Annotated in this window: 18 protein-coding genes; 6 read left to right on the plus strand and 12 right to left on the minus strand. The window is 66.9% G+C overall.

Annotation, left to right across the window (positions count from 1 at the left end; all coding sequences use genetic code 11):
* Positions 1-138: 138 nt before the first annotated feature.
* Positions 139-1,824, minus strand: coding sequence for a mucoidy inhibitor MuiA family protein (locus AB4Z10_RS22680; RefSeq protein WP_441472653.1), 1,686 nt, complete (start codon positions 1,822-1,824; stop codon positions 139-141).
* Between the two features lie 189 nt (positions 1,825-2,013).
* On the minus strand, positions 2,014-2,283 hold the full coding sequence (locus AB4Z10_RS22685; protein ID WP_441472654.1) for a hypothetical protein: 270 nt from the start codon (positions 2,281-2,283) through the stop codon (positions 2,014-2,016).
* Positions 2,284-2,295: 12 nt separating this feature from the next.
* On the opposite strand from AB4Z10_RS22685, the gene AB4Z10_RS22690 reads away from it, so the two are divergent.
* Positions 2,296-2,676 (plus strand): PadR family transcriptional regulator, encoded by a 381-nt coding sequence (locus AB4Z10_RS22690; protein ID WP_441472655.1) that lies wholly within the window; start codon positions 2,296-2,298, stop codon positions 2,674-2,676.
* Positions 2,677-2,710: 34 nt separating this feature from the next.
* Here AB4Z10_RS22690 and AB4Z10_RS22695 read toward each other — a convergent pair whose 3' ends face one another.
* The 3 genes from AB4Z10_RS22695 to AB4Z10_RS22705 all read right to left on the minus strand — a co-directional run bounded on the left by AB4Z10_RS22695 (position 2,711) and on the right by AB4Z10_RS22705 (position 5,032).
* Positions 2,711-3,457, minus strand: a complete 747-nt coding sequence (locus tag AB4Z10_RS22695; protein ID WP_441472656.1) for a F0F1 ATP synthase subunit A — start codon at positions 3,455-3,457, stop codon at positions 2,711-2,713.
* Between the two features lie 143 nt (positions 3,458-3,600).
* Positions 3,601-3,918: a DMT family transporter gene (locus tag AB4Z10_RS22700; protein WP_441472657.1), complete on the minus strand. Its 318-nt coding sequence runs from the start codon at positions 3,916-3,918 to the stop codon at positions 3,601-3,603.
* A gap of 229 nt (positions 3,919-4,147) precedes the next feature.
* Positions 4,148-5,032 carry a type 1 glutamine amidotransferase gene (locus tag AB4Z10_RS22705; protein ID WP_441472658.1) on the minus strand — a complete coding sequence of 295 codons (885 nt, stop codon included), beginning with the start codon at positions 5,030-5,032 and terminating at the stop codon, positions 4,148-4,150.
* Positions 5,033-5,147: 115 nt separating this feature from the next.
* Between AB4Z10_RS22705 and AB4Z10_RS22710 the strand changes: the two genes are divergently transcribed.
* Positions 5,148-6,056, plus strand: coding sequence for a DMT family transporter (locus AB4Z10_RS22710; RefSeq protein ID WP_441472659.1), 909 nt, complete (start codon positions 5,148-5,150; stop codon positions 6,054-6,056).
* Positions 6,057-6,230: 174 nt separating this feature from the next.
* Here AB4Z10_RS22710 and bla read toward each other — a convergent pair whose 3' ends face one another.
* Positions 6,231-7,232 (minus strand): class A beta-lactamase, encoded by a 1,002-nt coding sequence (gene bla, locus AB4Z10_RS22715; protein ID WP_441472660.1) that lies wholly within the window; start codon positions 7,230-7,232, stop codon positions 6,231-6,233.
* A gap of 215 nt (positions 7,233-7,447) precedes the next feature.
* Here bla and AB4Z10_RS22720 point away from each other — a divergent pair, with 215 nt between their 5' ends.
* Positions 7,448-7,870, plus strand: a complete 423-nt coding sequence (locus AB4Z10_RS22720; RefSeq protein ID WP_441472661.1) for an antibiotic biosynthesis monooxygenase family protein — start codon at positions 7,448-7,450, stop codon at positions 7,868-7,870.
* A 4-nt stretch (positions 7,871-7,874) separates the two neighbouring features.
* Positions 7,875-8,759, plus strand: a complete 885-nt coding sequence (locus AB4Z10_RS22725) for a sigma-70 family RNA polymerase sigma factor (RefSeq protein WP_441472662.1) — start codon at positions 7,875-7,877, stop codon at positions 8,757-8,759.
* Here AB4Z10_RS22725 and AB4Z10_RS22730 read toward each other — a convergent pair.
* From AB4Z10_RS22730 to AB4Z10_RS22740, 3 genes are all read right to left on the minus strand, one after another.
* The gene (locus AB4Z10_RS22730; protein WP_441472663.1) at positions 8,717-9,007 is read right to left on the minus strand and encodes a DUF1902 domain-containing protein; all 291 of its coding nucleotides are present in this window, start codon (positions 9,005-9,007) and stop codon (positions 8,717-8,719) included. The genes AB4Z10_RS22725 and AB4Z10_RS22730 overlap by 43 nt on opposite strands.
* A gap of 2 nt (positions 9,008-9,009) precedes the next feature.
* Positions 9,010-10,599, minus strand: a complete 1,590-nt coding sequence (gene serA / locus AB4Z10_RS22735; protein WP_441472664.1) for a phosphoglycerate dehydrogenase — start codon at positions 10,597-10,599, stop codon at positions 9,010-9,012.
* A gap of 162 nt (positions 10,600-10,761) precedes the next feature.
* On the minus strand, positions 10,762-11,940 hold the full coding sequence (locus AB4Z10_RS22740; protein WP_441472665.1) for a phosphoserine transaminase: 1,179 nt from the start codon (positions 11,938-11,940) through the stop codon (positions 10,762-10,764).
* A 533-nt stretch (positions 11,941-12,473) separates the two neighbouring features.
* On the opposite strand from AB4Z10_RS22740, the gene AB4Z10_RS22745 reads away from it, so the two are divergent.
* Positions 12,474-12,869, plus strand: coding sequence for a hypothetical protein (locus AB4Z10_RS22745; protein WP_441472666.1), 396 nt, complete (start codon positions 12,474-12,476; stop codon positions 12,867-12,869).
* Positions 12,870-13,415: 546 nt separating this feature from the next.
* Here AB4Z10_RS22745 and AB4Z10_RS22750 read toward each other — a convergent pair.
* Positions 13,416-14,021 carry a hypothetical protein gene (locus AB4Z10_RS22750; protein WP_441472667.1) on the minus strand — a complete coding sequence of 202 codons (606 nt, stop codon included), beginning with the start codon at positions 14,019-14,021 and terminating at the stop codon, positions 13,416-13,418.
* Positions 14,022-14,024: 3 nt separating this feature from the next.
* Positions 14,025-14,249, minus strand: coding sequence for a hypothetical protein (locus AB4Z10_RS22755; RefSeq protein ID WP_441472668.1), 225 nt, complete (start codon positions 14,247-14,249; stop codon positions 14,025-14,027).
* 203 nt (positions 14,250-14,452) lie between these two features.
* Here AB4Z10_RS22755 and AB4Z10_RS22760 point away from each other — a divergent pair, with 203 nt between their 5' ends.
* Positions 14,453-14,713: a hypothetical protein gene (locus tag AB4Z10_RS22760; protein ID WP_441472669.1), complete on the plus strand. Its 261-nt coding sequence runs from the start codon at positions 14,453-14,455 to the stop codon at positions 14,711-14,713.
* A gap of 86 nt (positions 14,714-14,799) precedes the next feature.
* On the opposite strand, the gene AB4Z10_RS22765 is transcribed toward AB4Z10_RS22760, so the two are convergent.
* A complete protein-coding gene (locus AB4Z10_RS22765; RefSeq protein WP_441472670.1) occupies positions 14,800-15,138 on the minus strand; it encodes an endonuclease domain-containing protein in 339 nt (112 codons plus the stop codon).
* Positions 15,139-15,464: the final 326 nt, after the last annotated feature.

The raw sequence follows: 15,464 nt of genomic DNA on the forward strand, positions 1-15,464 counted from the left end.
AGGGCGGGGCGCGGTCATGCTCGGGCTTGACCCGAGCATCTCCCGACGGGGAGGCACCAGAGCCTCCTTCTGACGGAGATTCTCGGGTCTGCGCTTCGCTTCGCCCGAGAATGACGTGAAGGCTCGCGCTTCCTCGCTTCACCGACCGGGCAGCGGCTGCTCGTCATAGGAGAGCTCGCGGTCACCAGGCCATTTGAGGCGATAGGCGAGCTTGAGCTCCTTTTCGGCGCCGGGGGCGAGATCGAAGCTCCAGGACGAGACGCCGCGGCGGTCGCCGACCTGCTTCTCGGTTGGCGGCGTGGTCTGGGAGGCAATGGTCTCGACCGCGATGGCGGTGCTCTCCGAGAAGGGGATTCGCCCCAGCACCGTCACCTTCACCGGCCGGGCATGCAGGCTCTTCACGACGGTGCGGAACTCGCGCTGGTCGGTGCGGCTCTGGCCGAGCCAGCCGGGCTCGTTCTCGCGGCGCTTCACCGGGGCGTAGCTGACCTTGATCCGGTCGTCGGCGCCGAAGCCGAGCTCGAGCTTGTCGCCCGGCGCCACGAGCCCGAACTGGCCCATGCCGACATAGGTGCCGTCGCGATGCAGGGCGACGCGGCCGGGCAGGAGCGGGGCCTCCTCCTCATGGACGAAGCCGGCTTCCAGATAGGCTTTCTGCTCCAGCTCGGGCACGGTGCGGGCGGCAAGCGTCGCCTCCGCCTTGCGCTGGGTGAGGACCACGGTCTTCGGCGAGCCGTCCTGCGGAATCGAGGCGCGGCCGGGGACCTGGAAATTCGCCTGATAGGCGCCGGCTTCGATCGTCGCGACCTCGACCTCGGCCGGCCGTGCAGGCGCGGGGGCCGGAGAAATCGCACGCTGCGACTGTGCGGCCAGCGCCTCGGCCTCGGCCTTGGCGCGCGCGGCGGCCATTCCGGCGGGAGCGCGCGAGCGGCTTTCATAGATGGCGGGCGGCTCGAAGAAGGCGACCTGCACGGGGGCGAGATCGGGCGCGCGGGTGCCGCCGGCCGAGCGCGTGGTCGAGAGTGTCAGCGCGACATCGTCCCAGGCCTCGCCGCTACGCTGGCGGATCTCGGCGCGGCGCGTCAGCGCGATCTCCGGCTTCTCGGCCGCGGTGGTCAGCCGTGCCTCATAGCTCGGCGTCCAGTTCGCACCGGTGACGCGATAGCTCACGGTGAATTCGGCCGCGACCGGCTGCGGCGCCTCGACCGCGATGGCGACATCGCGCTTCGGCGCGCCGGGGCGTCCGGTCTGCGGGCGGGCGCCCTCGAGCGCGGCGATCTCGGCCTCGACATCAGAGAGACGGCCACGCACGCCGCGCAGCTCGTCCTGGACCTTGACCAGTGCGGTGCCGATCGCCTCGAACACGGCCGGCCAATCGGCGACGGGCAGAGCCTTGCCATCCGGGCCGAGCTTGTCCGGTCCGGTCTGGGCGAAGCGCTCGACGGTGGCGCGCTTGGCCTCGATCGCGGCGATCTGGCTCTCGAACCTGTCCTTGTCGTCGTGCAGCGCCTTGAGCTTGCCCTCCAGCACCGTATCGAGCACCGGCCTGGCGTCGCCCGGCGTGGTGCGGACATCGACGGCGCCGACCGAGAAGGCGCCGCTGCCCTTGCCTTCGACGCGGAAGGAGGCGGGGTCGATCGTCGCCGGCAGGCCGCGCAATACGAGCTGAGAGGCGCCCTGCAGCAGCTCCGCCTTGCCGAGCCGCGTCACCACGGCACCGTCGGGATAGACCGTGACCCGGTCGATCCGGCTGGCAAGCTCGGTCTCGGCGGCGCTGGCGAAGCCGGGAGCGAGGATCAGGGCAGCGGCAATATAGTTCTTCACGTCATCATCCCCCAGAATCACAGTCACGCGACCGCGATGAACGCTGCCGAATCCGGCGCGCCCAAGGCCGAATTTGGCCGGAATGCGGATAGGAGGCGAGAGCAGAATGAGCGTCCTGCATTCGCATGAGCGTCGGCCGGGCGGCGAACGCCTGAAGACCGCCCGCAGGCGACAGTCTCCCGCCGCAGATTACCAAAGTGTAATTTCGATATATCTTGATTTGAGATATATCGCGATATAGTTTGCATGGGCATGAAGCACACAGACAGAGACGGTCACGACCGTCATCCCGACCCCCTCCGCGATAGGCGCGAGCACCGTCGGGGCCACCATCACCACCACGAACATGGACATGAACATGAACGCCGGGGACGCCGGGGGCGGCACGGCGGCAGGATGTTCGACTATGGCGAGCTTCGCCTGCTCATTCTCGCGATGCTCTCCGAGCAGCCCCGCCACGGATATGACCTGATGCGCGGGATCGAGGAGCGCACGGGCGGCAGCTACACGCCGAGCCCCGGCGTGATCTATCCGACGCTGCAATGGCTCGAAGACATGGGCTATGCCCGCGTCGCGGATGAGAGCGGAAGCCGGAAGAACTTCCTCGTCACCGCGGAAGGGGCTTCGTTCCTCGTCGCCAACCAGGCGGCGCTCGACAGCCTGCTGGCCCGCGTGAGCGCCGCCGGCGCGGCAACTCCGGGGGACGGCATTCCCGAGCGCGTCACGCGCGCCACGGAGAATCTGAAGGTTGCCCTGCGGCTGAGGCTGCGGCGCGGGTCGCTCGATGAAAGCGCGGCCGAAGCGATCGCCGCAGCCCTCGACGCGGCGGCGCTTGCCGTCGAGAGAAGCTGAAGGATCGGCGCGGCCGGCCCGGTCTGGCCCGGTGCTAGTGGCCGGGATGCAGCGCGTCGTTGAGATAGATGCAGGCGAGCACTGTGAAGACATAGGCCTGCAGCACCGCGACCATGAACTCGAAGGCGGTGAGCGCGACGGTCATGAGAAGCGGCAGCGGCGCCAGCAGCGAATAGCCGAAACCGGCCGCGAGCAGCGCCGCGACGAAGCTGCCGAAGACCTTCAGCGCGATATGGCCGCCGAGCAGGTTGGCGAAAAGGCGCAGGCTCAGCGAGATCGGCCGCGACAGGAAGGAGACGATCTCGATCAGCGTGATGAAGGGGAGGAGCCATTTCGGCACGTCCGACGGCACGAACAGCCGCAGGAAACCGAAGCCGTGGCGCAGCACGCCGTAGCCGATGACCGTCGCCATCACCAGCATCGCCAGCGCGAAGGTGACGACGATATGGCTGGTGACGGTGAAGGCGCCGGGGACCATGCCGAACAGGTTGAGCACCAGCACGAACATGAAGAGCGAGAAGATCAGCGGCAGGAAGCGCAGGCCCTCGCGCCCGGTCGCGTCGGTCAGGGTCCTGGCGACGAATTCGTAGAGCATCTCGGCCAGCGACTGGGCGCGGCCGGGGATGAGGGCGCGCGAGCGCGTCGCCCAGATCAGCCCGCCGCCGATCGCCGCGGTGGCGAGCGTCATCATCAGCGCGGCATTGGTGAAGCCGAGATCGAGCCCGCCGACGCGCAGCGGAATAAGGGCCTTGACGATGAACTGGTCGCTGGGATTGGCCAAGGGAGGGCCTCCGCTGCACGGGGTTGCGCGACGGCGCGGAGCATTCCGCGTCGTGGGGCCGTCCCCTATGTGTGCGAAGGCCGCGGGTCGTCCCGAGGCCCGGCCTGCTTAAAAAGCCGGCTGCGCTTTGGCAAGCGCGGCGGTCAGTGCGCCGACAGCTTCATCATGACGAGGCCGGAGACGATCAGCATGGCCGCGGCGATGCGCATCGGCGTCAGCGCCTCGCCGAGCACGGCGACGCCGACGATGAAGGCGCCGACGGCGCCGATGCCGGTCCAGATCGTATAGGCCGTGCCGAGCGGCAGGGTGCGCATCGCCAGCGAGAGCAGGGCGAAGCTGCCGACCATGGTGAGGATGGTGATCGCCGTCGGCACCGGACGGGAAAACCCGTCCGACTGCTTCATGGTGAAAGCCCAGACGACTTCGAGAAGGCCGGCAGAAAACAGGTAGAGCCACGCCATAGCGGTCCCCCATGAGTTGCCGGGTCGTCCCAGCACATTGCCCAGGTTGGGGGAGGTCGTGGCCTCACGGCCACTTACCTAGCCAGCGCTATTCGCGATGGCAAGGTTGCGGACAGCCGACGCGCCGGGCTGCCGAACAGGGGGGCGCAAATTCCTGGCCCTCATCCTGAGGCGCCGCGTCAGCGGCGTCCCGAAGGATGAGAGCTCGCGGGATGTTGGCGCCGAACGTTCAGGCGCGGCTGCGCGTGCTGGCGTGCGGCTTGATGCGGTGCTCGACGAAGTTGCGGAGTTCGGTGACGCGGCGCTCGGCGTCGAGCACCTCGCGGTCGAGCCCATGCGCCCAGGCGAGATCCTGCCGGCCGACAGGCTCCGCGTCGAGCGTGCGGAGGTCGTCGAGCCAGGCTTCCGTCGAGGCCTCGTCCTTGCGGAAGCCCTCCTCGATCAGCAGCGGCACCATGCGCCCGAGGATCGAAGCGACCTGCTTCAGCGGGAATTCCGGATGGTACTGCACGCCCCAGAAGGTGCCGCCATTGTGCTTGATCTCGGCCGCCTGCACCTGGCTGTAGGCGTTGGAGGCGAGGATGGTCGTGCCATGCGCGGGCAGGGCGATGGTGTCGAGATGGATCGCCGGGGCGTCGAAGGAGGACGGCCTGCTGTCGAGCAGCTTGTGGTTCCGGCCCGCCTCGGTCGGCGTGATCCGGCGGGCGAAGCCGACCTCGCGCCCCTTCGGATTGGCGGTGACGGTGCCGCCCGCCGCAACCGAGCCGATCTGGATGCCCCAGCAGGAGCCGAAGCAGGGCGTGCCGCTGGCATAGATTGCCCGCATCAGCTCGACCTGCCGCATCACCGCCGGGTCGGCCTTGTAGATGTGCAGGGCCGAGCCGGTGAGGAAAACGCCGTCATAGGATTCGAGCCCGGCGGCGTCCGGCAGGTTGGCGCCCTCGTCGGCCGGCAGGCAGATGTCGGAGACGATGCCGGGTGCAATCGCGGCGATCTCGGCGGCGTAGGCCTCGCCATAGGCCATGCCATAAGCCGTGCGCAGCCCTTCGCGATGCTCGTGTGTGTTGCCGTCGACGAAGAGCAGGCGGAGCGGGCGGGAGCTGGTCTGGATCATCGGGGAACTTCCGCAGGAATGCGCAGGGCGACGGGCAGGCTTGCGCCCGATCTCATATGAGAGGGGTCTCCTGCAAGGTTATTGCATGAGCCCTTTCTCGTGACAGGGCGGAATCGTGCACCCTTCCCCGACTTGGCTGCAACGCGCCTGGGCCAATGCCTACCTGCTGCTGATCCTGACGACGCTGATGTGGGGCGGCAATGCCGTGGCGAGCCGGCTTGCCGTCGGCAACATCTCGCCGATGGCATTGACGTCGTTCCGCTGGATCGCGGTGTGCCTGATCATGCCCTTCCTGCTGCGCGAGCAGCTCAGGAAACACTGGCCGGTGCTGCGCGCGCGCTGGCGCTACGTCGCGATGCTCGGCGTGCTCGGCTTCACCGCCTTCAACACGCTGATGTATCTTGCTGCCTATTCGACCTCGGCGATCAATATCGGCATTCTGCAGGGCTCGATCCCGGTCTTCGTGCTGATCGGCGCCCTCCTGGCCTATCGCACGCCGATCGGCAGCATGCAGGCGCTCGGCGTGGCGGTGACGCTGCTGGGCGTCGTCGTCACGGCAAGCCGCGGCGACATTCAGGTCCTGATGGGCTTTCGCTTCGCCGCAGGCGACCTGCTGATGATCCTCGCCTGCGCGCTCTACGCCAGCTACACCGTGGCGATCCGCAACCGGCCAGCGATTCCGGGCCTCGTCTTCTTCACGGCGGTGGCTTGCGTCGCCTGCCTTTTCTCCTTGCCGCTGCTCGCCGGCGAGATTGCGCTGGGCAAGTTCTATATCCCGACGGCGAAGGGCTGGGCGATTCTGGCCTTCACCGTGATCGGCCCCTCGATCCTGTCGCAGCTCCTTTTCATGCGCGCCATCGAGATCATCGGGCCCGGCCGGGCCGGCGTCTTCGTCAATCTCGTGCCGGTCTTCGCGCCGATTCTCGCGGTGCTGATCATCGGCGAGCCCTTCGGCCTCTATCACGCCCTGGCGCTTGCCCTCGTGCTCGGCGGCATTTTCATCGCGGAGCGGCTGGGGCGGTAGGAAGAGCCACCTCGCGAAGGATGCGGACAACTCACTGAGCCCTCATCCTGAGGAGCCATTCGGTTGGGAATGGCGTCTCGAAGGATGTTTCAGGAGGCTCGGGAACCGTCTGGAGCATCCTTCGAGACGTCGCATCGCGGCTCCTCAGGATGAGCGCTCGCCTTTTACGGCCTCTCAGCGCAGCGCCGAGACGGCGAGCCGCGCGACTGCGGCGTGGGCTGCGTCGCGTTCCTTCGCATCGGCCCGCGAGCCGGCGAGATAGACGACGATGACGAAGCGCCGCCCGTCCGGCAGCGTGGCGATGCCGATATCGTTGCTGGCGTGGTTGATGCCGTCCGTGGTCAGGCCGAGGCCGGTGCGGTGGGCGAGGCGCGAGCCCGCCGGCAGGCCCGCCTTGATCCTCTCGGCGCCGATCTTCATTTCGGCAGCGATCTTCTCGATGAAGGCGGTATGGGCGGGGTCGCGCAGCCAGGTGCCCTTGGCGAAGCCCTCCAGGAAGAGCGCGCTCGCCTCGGGCGTCGCGGCGTCGCGCTTGTCCTTCAGCGCCTTCGAGAGCGCGGCGATGCGGACTTCCGGCCTGAGCGCCTTGAGCTCGGCGCGGAAGCGCTTCTCGTCGACGGTCTCCCCCCAGGCAAAGCCCCGCAGACCGTAGATCTCGGGCTGGAACTGGCGCTCGTAGCGGTCGATCGACAGGCCGGTGATGCCGCCGTCGCGCAGCATCTTCGTCACCACCTGCGGGCCGCCGATCTCGCGCATCAGCAGGTCGGCCGCGGTGTTGTCGCTCTCGCCGGCGGCGAGGCGAACGAGCTCGCTCAGCGGATAGTCGTTGCGCTCGCCCTTGAAGGCCTTGGCGAGCGGGCTGCGGAACAGCGAGAAATCCTGGCGCGTAACGGTGATCGGCTGGTCGAGCCTGAACTTGCCGGCCTCGACCTGCTGCAGCACGGCGACTGCCAGCGGCAGCTTGAACACGCTCTGCATCGGAAAGGTCTCGGAGCCGCGATAGGACCATTGCTTGCGGTCCTTGAGGTCGAGCAGCGCGACGCCGAGCCGGCCCTGCGCCTGCCCTTCGATCGCGACGATCTCCTTGTCGAGTCTGGCCCTGTCCCAATCGGCGAGGGCGGGGAAGGCGGCGAGGCAGGCGAGGGCAGCGGCGGCGAGGCGGAGGCGGGCAGGCATGGGCGGTCCCTTGATGGCGAGGCCATCAGAGGGGAGGGACATTGCGGCGGCGTTGCGGCGGCAGGTTGGCCGAATCCATCCGCCGTAGCGGCGGGTTTCGAAAAAAACGTTCCGCCGCGGTTCCGATCGCGTGCGGCATTCGTCTTTGAAGATGGATGCCATGCCGACGCGTTCGGTGGCCCGGACATCGCATCCGGCACATGGAGGTTTGCGATATGGCGAAGACCGACGTCTTGCGCCGGGCGGTGTTGGCGCTGGGCTTCGCTGGCAACCTCATCGCGTCTGTACCCTCTCGCGCCCGGACCAAAGGAACGGCCATGGAAACCAAGATGTCCGCAGCGGGCGGCAGCATCGCGCTCGTGAACGTCTTCACCGTGCAGCCCGCCGACCAGCCGCGGCTGGCGGAGATCTTGCGCGAAGGCACGGAAGACTTCTTCAGCAAGCAGCCGGGGTCGCTCTCATCCTCCGTTCTGGTTGGCCGCGATGGCCGGCGGGTGGTGAACTATTCGCGCTGGCGCAGTGCCGACGATATCGCGGCATTCCGGGAAACCGAGTACTTCAAGGCGTATCTCGCGCGGATCGGCTCCCTCGCCACCGTCGAGACGATGCTATGCGACGTCGGATTCTCCCATGGCTGATAGAGTGGCGGGCAGTGCCGCGCCGGGCGTGTTGAGCGAAGCGATCGCGCGGCTGCGGCCGCGCCTTCACCGCTATTGCGCCCGGATGATGGGCTCGGCGGTCGAAGGAGAGGACGTCGTGCAGGACGCGCTCCTCAAGGCTGCCGAAGCCTGGAGCGACGTCGCCCCCGTCGACAACCCGGACGGCTGGCTGTTCCGCATCGCGCATAACGCCGCGCTCGATGCGCTCCGGCGCCGCGCCCGCCGCGCCGAGCTGGAGCGCGAGGATGAGGAAGACATGGTGGCGCCGCAGCTGGCCAGTGTCGATCCGCTCGCGACCCGGGCCAGCCTGCAGACGCTCGCGCGCCTGCCGGTCGCGCAGCGCAGCGCCGTCACGCTGCGCGACGTGCTCGATTTCTCGGTGGACGAGATCGCGCAGCTTCTGGAGCTGAGCCCGCCCGCGGTCAAAGGCCTGCTGCAACGCGGGCGACAACGGCTCGCGGAGATCGCGCAGGAGCCCGGAGACATGCGGGCGCCGCAGCTCGCACCGGCCGAGCGCAGGCGGCTGGAGGCCTATGTCGCGCGGTTCAATGCGCATGATTTCGACGCCGTCCGCGCGATGCTGGCCGAGGATGTCCGCCTGGATCTCGTCAACCGCCTGCAACTGCGCGGCCGCGACGAGGTCGCGCCCTATTTCGGGCGCTACGACACCGCCACGCACTGGCGCTGCGCGTCCGGGATCGTGGACGGGAAACCGGCCGTGCTGATGCTCGACGCTGAGGACGGCGAGGGACCGCCGCTCTATTTCGTGACGCTGGAATGGCGCGGCGAGCAGATCGTCGCGATCAGGGATTTCCTGTTCGCGCGCTACGTGCTGGAGAGCGCCGAAATCGCGGTGTCGGCGGGCTGAACGGGAGCCTCATCGGCGCAGAGCGCAAGCTCCACCGGGCAGTCCTCGATGCCGAAGCATTCCGGCAGGAGCTGCTTCAGGCGCTCGCGCAGGGCATCGAGCGATTCGGCTTCGGTGACGATGCCGAGCTCGCCGGTATCCATGGCGTACCAGAGGCCCGCCGCCTCGTCGCGGCGAACCTCGAAGCGGATCGGCGCCAGCGCCGCCTCCTGGCGGGAGGTGACGATGGCGCGCAAGGGGTTGAGCACGATCAGAACCTGAGCCGACGCGCGCGCTTGACCATCGGGATCTCGTGGATCTTGGCGAGCAGCTCGTCCGAGATCGGCTCGTCGACCGAGACGTAGCAGATCGCGTCGCCGCCCGGCTTGTCGCGGCCAAGCGAGAAGGTCGCGACGTTGACGCCGGCGCCGCCGAGCAGCGAGCCGAACTGGCCGATGAAGCCCGGCTTGTCGGCGTTGCGGACATAGAGCATGTGCGGCGCGAACTCGGCATCAACGGCGATGTCGCGGATCTCGACGATGCGCGGCTTGCCGTCATGGAAGACCGTGCCCGACGCATGGCGCGGCATGTCCTCGGCCTCGACGACGATGCGGATGACGCTTTCGAGATTGCCGGCGACGTCGCGGGTCAGTTCCTCGACAACGATGCCCTTCTCCTTGGCGATCAGCGCGGCGTTGACCATGTTGATCTCGGGCAGGAAGGGCCTGAGCACGCCGGTGATCGCGGCGGCCGAGATCGCCTTGAGGTTGAGGCTCGCGACCGCGCCCTCATACTCGATGCGGATGCCCTTGACGGCGGCCTCGGTGAGCTGGCCGAGGAAGGAGCCGAGCTTCTCCGCCAGATCGACGAAGGGCTTGATGCGGGGAGCTTCCTCGGCCGAGATCGACGGGAAGTTGACCGCGTTGGTGATGGCGCCCTTGAGCAGGTAATCGCTCATCTGCTCGGCGACCTGCAGGGCTACGTTCTCCTGCGCCTCGTTGGTCGAGGCGCCGAGATGCGGCGTGCAGACGACGTTCTCCAGCCCGAAGAGCGGGTTCGTCTCGGCCGGCTCCTGCGAGAACACGTCGAAGGCCGCACCCGCGACATGGCCGGACTTGATAAGATCGGCCAGCGCCTGCTCGTCGACGAGGCCGCCGCGGGCGCAGTTGATGATGCGCACGCCCTTCTTCGTCTTCGCCAGCGCCTCGGCCGAGAGGATGTTCCTGGTCTTCTCGGTCATCGGGACGTGCAGCGTGATGAAGTCGGCGCGCTTCAGCAGCTCGTCGAGCTCGACCTTCTCGACGCCCAGCGCCACGGCGCGCTCCGGCGAGAGATAGGGGTCATAGGCGATGACGCGCATCTTGAGGCCGATGGCGCGCTCGGCGACGATCGAGCCGATATTGCCGGCGCCGATCAGGCCGAGCGTCTTGGCCGTGATCTCGACGCCCATGAAGCGGTTCTTCTCCCACTTGCCGCCTTGCGTGGAGACATCCGCCGAGGGGATCTGGCGGGCGAGCGCGAACATCATGGCGATGGCGTGCTCGGCGGTGGTGATCGAGTTGCCGAAGGGCGTGTTCATCACGATCACGCCGCGCGAGGTGGCGGCGGGGATCTCGACATTGTCGACGCCGATGCCGGCGCGGCCGATGACCTTCAGGTTCTTGGCCTGCTCGAGCAGCTTGGCGGTGACCTTGGTGGCCGAGCGGATGGCGAGGCCGTCATACTCGCCGATGATCGCGGCGAGCTTGTCCTTGTCCTTGCCGAGGGCGGGATCGAAGGTCACGTCGATGCCGCGATCCTTGAAGATCTGCACGGCGGCGGGGGAGAGGGCGTCGGAAATCAGGACTTTCGGTGCGGGCATGGGAGGCTCCGGCTGGCGCCGCGCTGCACGGGGAGCGTTCGGCGCTTGAAGGGGGAGGGCGTCATGGCCGGGCTTGACCCGGCCATCTCGGGACGCGGAGGCGCAGGGCAGCGCCTCTTCTTGAGAGAGATGGTTGGGTCAAGCCCGACCATGACGGCCCGGTCAGGCCGCCTTCTTGCCCAGGCCCGCCTTGGCCTCGGCGAAGGCATATTCGATCCAGGGCAGCAGCGCCTTGACGTCGCGCGACTGCACGGTCGCGCCGCACCAGATGCGCAGGCCGGGAGGGGCGTCGCGGTAATGGCCGAGATCGTAGCCGGCGCCGGCCTTCTCGATGATCGAGACGACCTGCTTGGCGAAGGCCGCCTGAGCATCCGGCGCCAGCGCGGTGACGGCCGGGTCGGTGAACTTCAGGCACACCGAGGTGTTGGAGCGCGTCTTCGGCTTCACCGCGAGGAAGTCGATCCAGTCGCTCTCGCGCACGAACTTGGCGATGACGCGGGCGTTGCCGTCGGCGCGCTTCACCAGCCCGTCCAATCCGCCGACCTTCTTCGCCCAGTTCAGCGCATCGATGTAATCCTCGACCGCGAGCATGGAGGGGGTGTTGATCGTCTCACCCTGGAAGATGCCCTCGATCAGCTTGCCGCCCGAGGTCATGCGGAAGATCTTCGGCAGCGGCCAGGCCGGCTTGTAGGTCAGGAGCCGCTCGACCGCGCGGGGCGAGAGCACGATCATGCCATGCGCGGCCTCGCCGCCGAGCACCTTCTGCCAGGAGAAGGTGACGACATCGAGCTTGGGCCAGTCGAGGCGCTGGGCGAAGGCGGCGGAGGTGGCGTCGCAGATGGTCAGCCCCTCGCGGTCATCGGCGATCCAGCTCGCGTCGACGACGCGCACGCCCGAGGTGGTGCCGTTCCAGGTGAAGACGACGTCGCGGTTCTTCGTGCCGACCTTCTTGAGGTTCGGCAGTTCGCCGTAGGGCGCCTCGAAGGTGCGGACATCCGCGAGCTTGAGCTGCTTGACGACATCGGTGACCCAGCCGGCGCCGAAGCTTTCCCAGCTGACCATGTCGACGCCGCGGGCGCCGAGCAGGCTCCACAGCGCCATCTCGACGGCGCCGGTGTCGGAGGCCGGCACGATACCGATGCGGTAATCAGAGGGGACCTGCAGCACCTCGCGGGTGAGGTCGATCGCGGCCTTCAGCTTGTCCTTGCCGATCTTGGCGCGGTGCGAGCGGCCGAGCGGGGCGTCGGAGAGGCCCTTGAGGGTCCAGCCGGGGCGCTTGGCGCAGGGGCCGGACGAGAAGTTAGGCACGCGCGGGCGCGTGGTCGGTGCGGTATTCGCCATCGATGTCTCCATCCTTACAGATGGGCGCGCCCCGTTGGGGGGGCGTGTCCCGTCGATGGGGGTAGAGCCGCTGGGGGGCGGGAGTCAAGCGGCGGGTGCATATGTGTGAAACGAACAATCATATGGCAATGAAGCGGGATTAGCCGGGACTATCCGGGATCAGGCGGAAAGCGGCGGCGTTGCAAGAACTTAGGCGGGGCGCGGCGTGGCCAATATTGCCATTTGATTGTTCGCAGATTTCGGGGCCAGCAATCCCTAAAGCCAGAATGCCGGAAATCGGGCCTGCCGCTAACCCTTTGAAAAATCGTCCCGGCGCTCTCCGGAACTGTCACGATTCTACCTGGTGCCGCAGCCAAGCATGACAGTTGCGGAAAAGGTAACGAATCCAATTGGAGGCGTACCTAGAGCGAGCGGAATCCCAATTCCCGAACTGTCACGCTGAATCACTCTCGAACAATGCACTCGAAAGCTATCCGCGGCAGCTCGACTCCGGTGAGGCTGAGCGTCTGCAACGGGTCGATAGCAGAAGTCGCTTGAGCGGCATTCAGCTTCGCGCCAACTTGTTGCCCGCACTGCGGCGAGGTTGGTGGATGAGGCTCAAAGTCAGCTTGTTCGAGGTGGCCATATCGCTGCTTTTTGGCCTGTTGCTGATCGCCTTGATCTACGACCTCAACTCCGCTTGGCATGCCCGCGCGTGTTCTGAGCCCCCAGTCGGCTCCAGTGGGTGCTACCCTTGGGGCGGCGAAGGTCCTGTAGCGGGCTCGCCCGAGTATCGTTCCAAGGATGCCTATATCAAATCCGGGTTGGCCTCCTGCTTGACCTTGGCCGTGGGGATGGCGGTTCCGTTTTTCATGACCCGCATACGCTACAGCCTGTTCGGGATTGTTCTGGTGCTTCTGGCTGGGCGGCTGTTGGCCAGCGTCGTTTGAATTCGAGGCCCAAGAACCGGTGTCTGCAATGGGTCGTTACCGGACCTCTGGCGGTAACTCCCCGCCGTTCTTCGCGGCTGTTCCTCGCCGCTGCCGTGCAAGCCATATAGGCAGGCGAATGAGACCAACTCCCACTAGCCAACTAGCGCCGATCACGAGACACGCCGGCATCCATCCTCCGAGCGGCCCTCGAACAACGCCGGAAATCAGGAATATGAACATGGAGCCGCCCAGTACGTTCGTCCCGCGCGGAAGACGGCCAAGGACCATCCCCCCGATTAGCGGCAAAAGCCAATATGGCCGCAACCCAGCAGCGCTGAGGGCCAATAGAGCCAAAAGATAGAGGGGAAGCCCCCAAGCCACGCAGATTATTACGACCGCGAGGTCGAATGATTTTCGCACTATCACCTGGCTCTGCTCTAGGGTTGGCTTTCCTAGCACCCCACATGAACGCCAGCCGCTCGGCCAAAATTAGTATGAGAATGCTAAGGTCCGCAACGGGTCGAAAGCGTACCTTGAGGCCCATTCCCGAACTGTCATGCCAAATCACGGCCCTGGGTGACGGAAACGCTCAACGGCCCGCCGTGCGAGATCGTCCTCGTCGATCGCCACCGCAGCGTAGCTGGCGACGATGTAGGCCAGCCGGGTTCGCTCGCGCTCGATATCATCATCCGCCACCGAACTTTTCACTTCGGCCCATGCCGCATCGAGCGCCGCTTGAGCCCGAGCCACGTCGGCCGGATCGCTGAAAGTCGAGAACGGAATTTTCCAGGCCTCCTTGAACGGCCGCGTTCTATCAATCGGCTTGCCGCCAGTCACGATCTCGATCGCGTAGAGCGACGCTCTTGCGCGCCGTTCGAGCTCGTTGCCGCTCGGCTGGTCGAGGGCCAGACCATAGGGATTGATCGGCTTGTCGATGCGCTGGCCACCGCAATCCATCGCGAAGGCATCGGCGACCTCGGGTCGGGTGAAGCACCAATGCATGATACCCCTGCCGGTCGTCGTGACGTGATCGAACCAGGCCGCCCAGCGGTACATAATCCCGGCCGCGCCATGGAGGCCGGAAAGAGGCACGACGATCCGGACCTGGAAGGGATGCGAGCGGTCGCGATGCTTATCCGTGATCTCGCCCTTGCGCCTGGTCACAGCCATCGCTCAATCGCCCGTCATCGTCATCTCGGCGTCGATAGCCTTCATCTTCGGATTGGCGGCGCAGAAGGCCCTGATCTTCTCCGCCACAGCGGCGGAGTGCTCGCTCTTCTTGTGCGCGCCGGACTTCAGCCAGTCGGCGCAGCTCAGCTCCCGGTCGGTGATCTGGGCGGCCGTCGGGGTGGCGAGGAGGAGGCCGGCGAAGGCGGCGAGCAAGGCGAGGCGGGGCATGGTCGGGTCCTGAATGGGCAGCCGCATCACAGGCCTGCCTTGAGCGGCGCTCCTGCCTTGCGTCGCGGCCGCATGCAAATGCGATTGTCGCGGCCCCGCTGTGCGGGCAGGGCAGTGCGGCCGGGTGAGCGCGGCCAAGGGGGCAGGCAGGGGCCGGCGTTTCGTGATAGGCAGCGGCTCATCCCGAAACAGGTTACGAGACCATGGCCAAGAAAACCCCCGAACAGCTCGCCCAGGAATTCGAGGGCCGCAAGGCCAAGGGGCTGGCCAAGGGCGGGGCCGCGTACTGGCCCAACATCATCGCCAATGCCGTGCTGAAGCTCACCGCGGCGCGGGCCGAGATCACGCCCGAGACGCTGATCGAGATGATCGAGCGCGAGGCGCCGACGCTGGAGGTCACGGTCCGGTCCGGCGCGGTGGAGGCGGTCGCGCGGCTGAAGCAGGCCGTCGCCAAGGGGGCGTGAGCGCGGGTGAAGGCCCGCGGGGAACCCTTCTCCCGTGTGGGAGAAGGGCAGGGACGAGGGACTGCCGCTGCCGATGAAGGCTCAACCTATCCGCCTGCTGCTGTGCGGATAGTGGCGAGGACATCGTCTCGGCTATCCATGACCTCGGCATTGCTGAAGCGCACAAGCTTGAACCCGTGCCGCTCGATTTCCGCGGTCCTTGCCGCATCATAATCGCGCTCCCAGCTGTGCTGGCGCCCGTCGATTTCGACGATCAGTTTTCGATCAATGCAGATGAAATCGACCGTATAGCCGAGCAGGGGAACCTGACGGCGGAACTTCAGCCCATCGAGCTGCCGATTGCGCAGTAAAGACCATAGGGCGTCTTCCTGCCGGGTGGAGGACTGTCGAAGCTGCCGGGCGAATTGGCGCCGTTCGCTGGTCATTGGGAGATGTTGAACGGACTCGCTTCCGCGATCAACGGCGGTCCCTCACCCCTGCCCCTCTCCCATCCGGTAGAGGGGTTCCCCGCGCCTGACGGTCGCTGTCGAGAAAACTTATCCCCGCCCGCCCGGCCCATGCCTATGCTCGGCCCACCTCATCCCCGAGGGGCGGCCATCCGGAGGTATGCCAGTGGCGGGGTGAGGTCGGCGCCTGCGGCYGGTCTTACAAGCCGGTCCCGGGAGGCTTCGGGGCACCGCCCTGGGGGTACTACGGCCCCTGCGCGAGGAGCATCGCTGGGAGGCGCGACGGGAAAGGTTCTGTCATCCGA

It is taken from the genome of Allobosea sp. RAF48, from assembly GCF_052114025.1.
Taxonomy (GTDB): domain Bacteria; phylum Pseudomonadota; class Alphaproteobacteria; order Rhizobiales; family Beijerinckiaceae; genus Allobosea.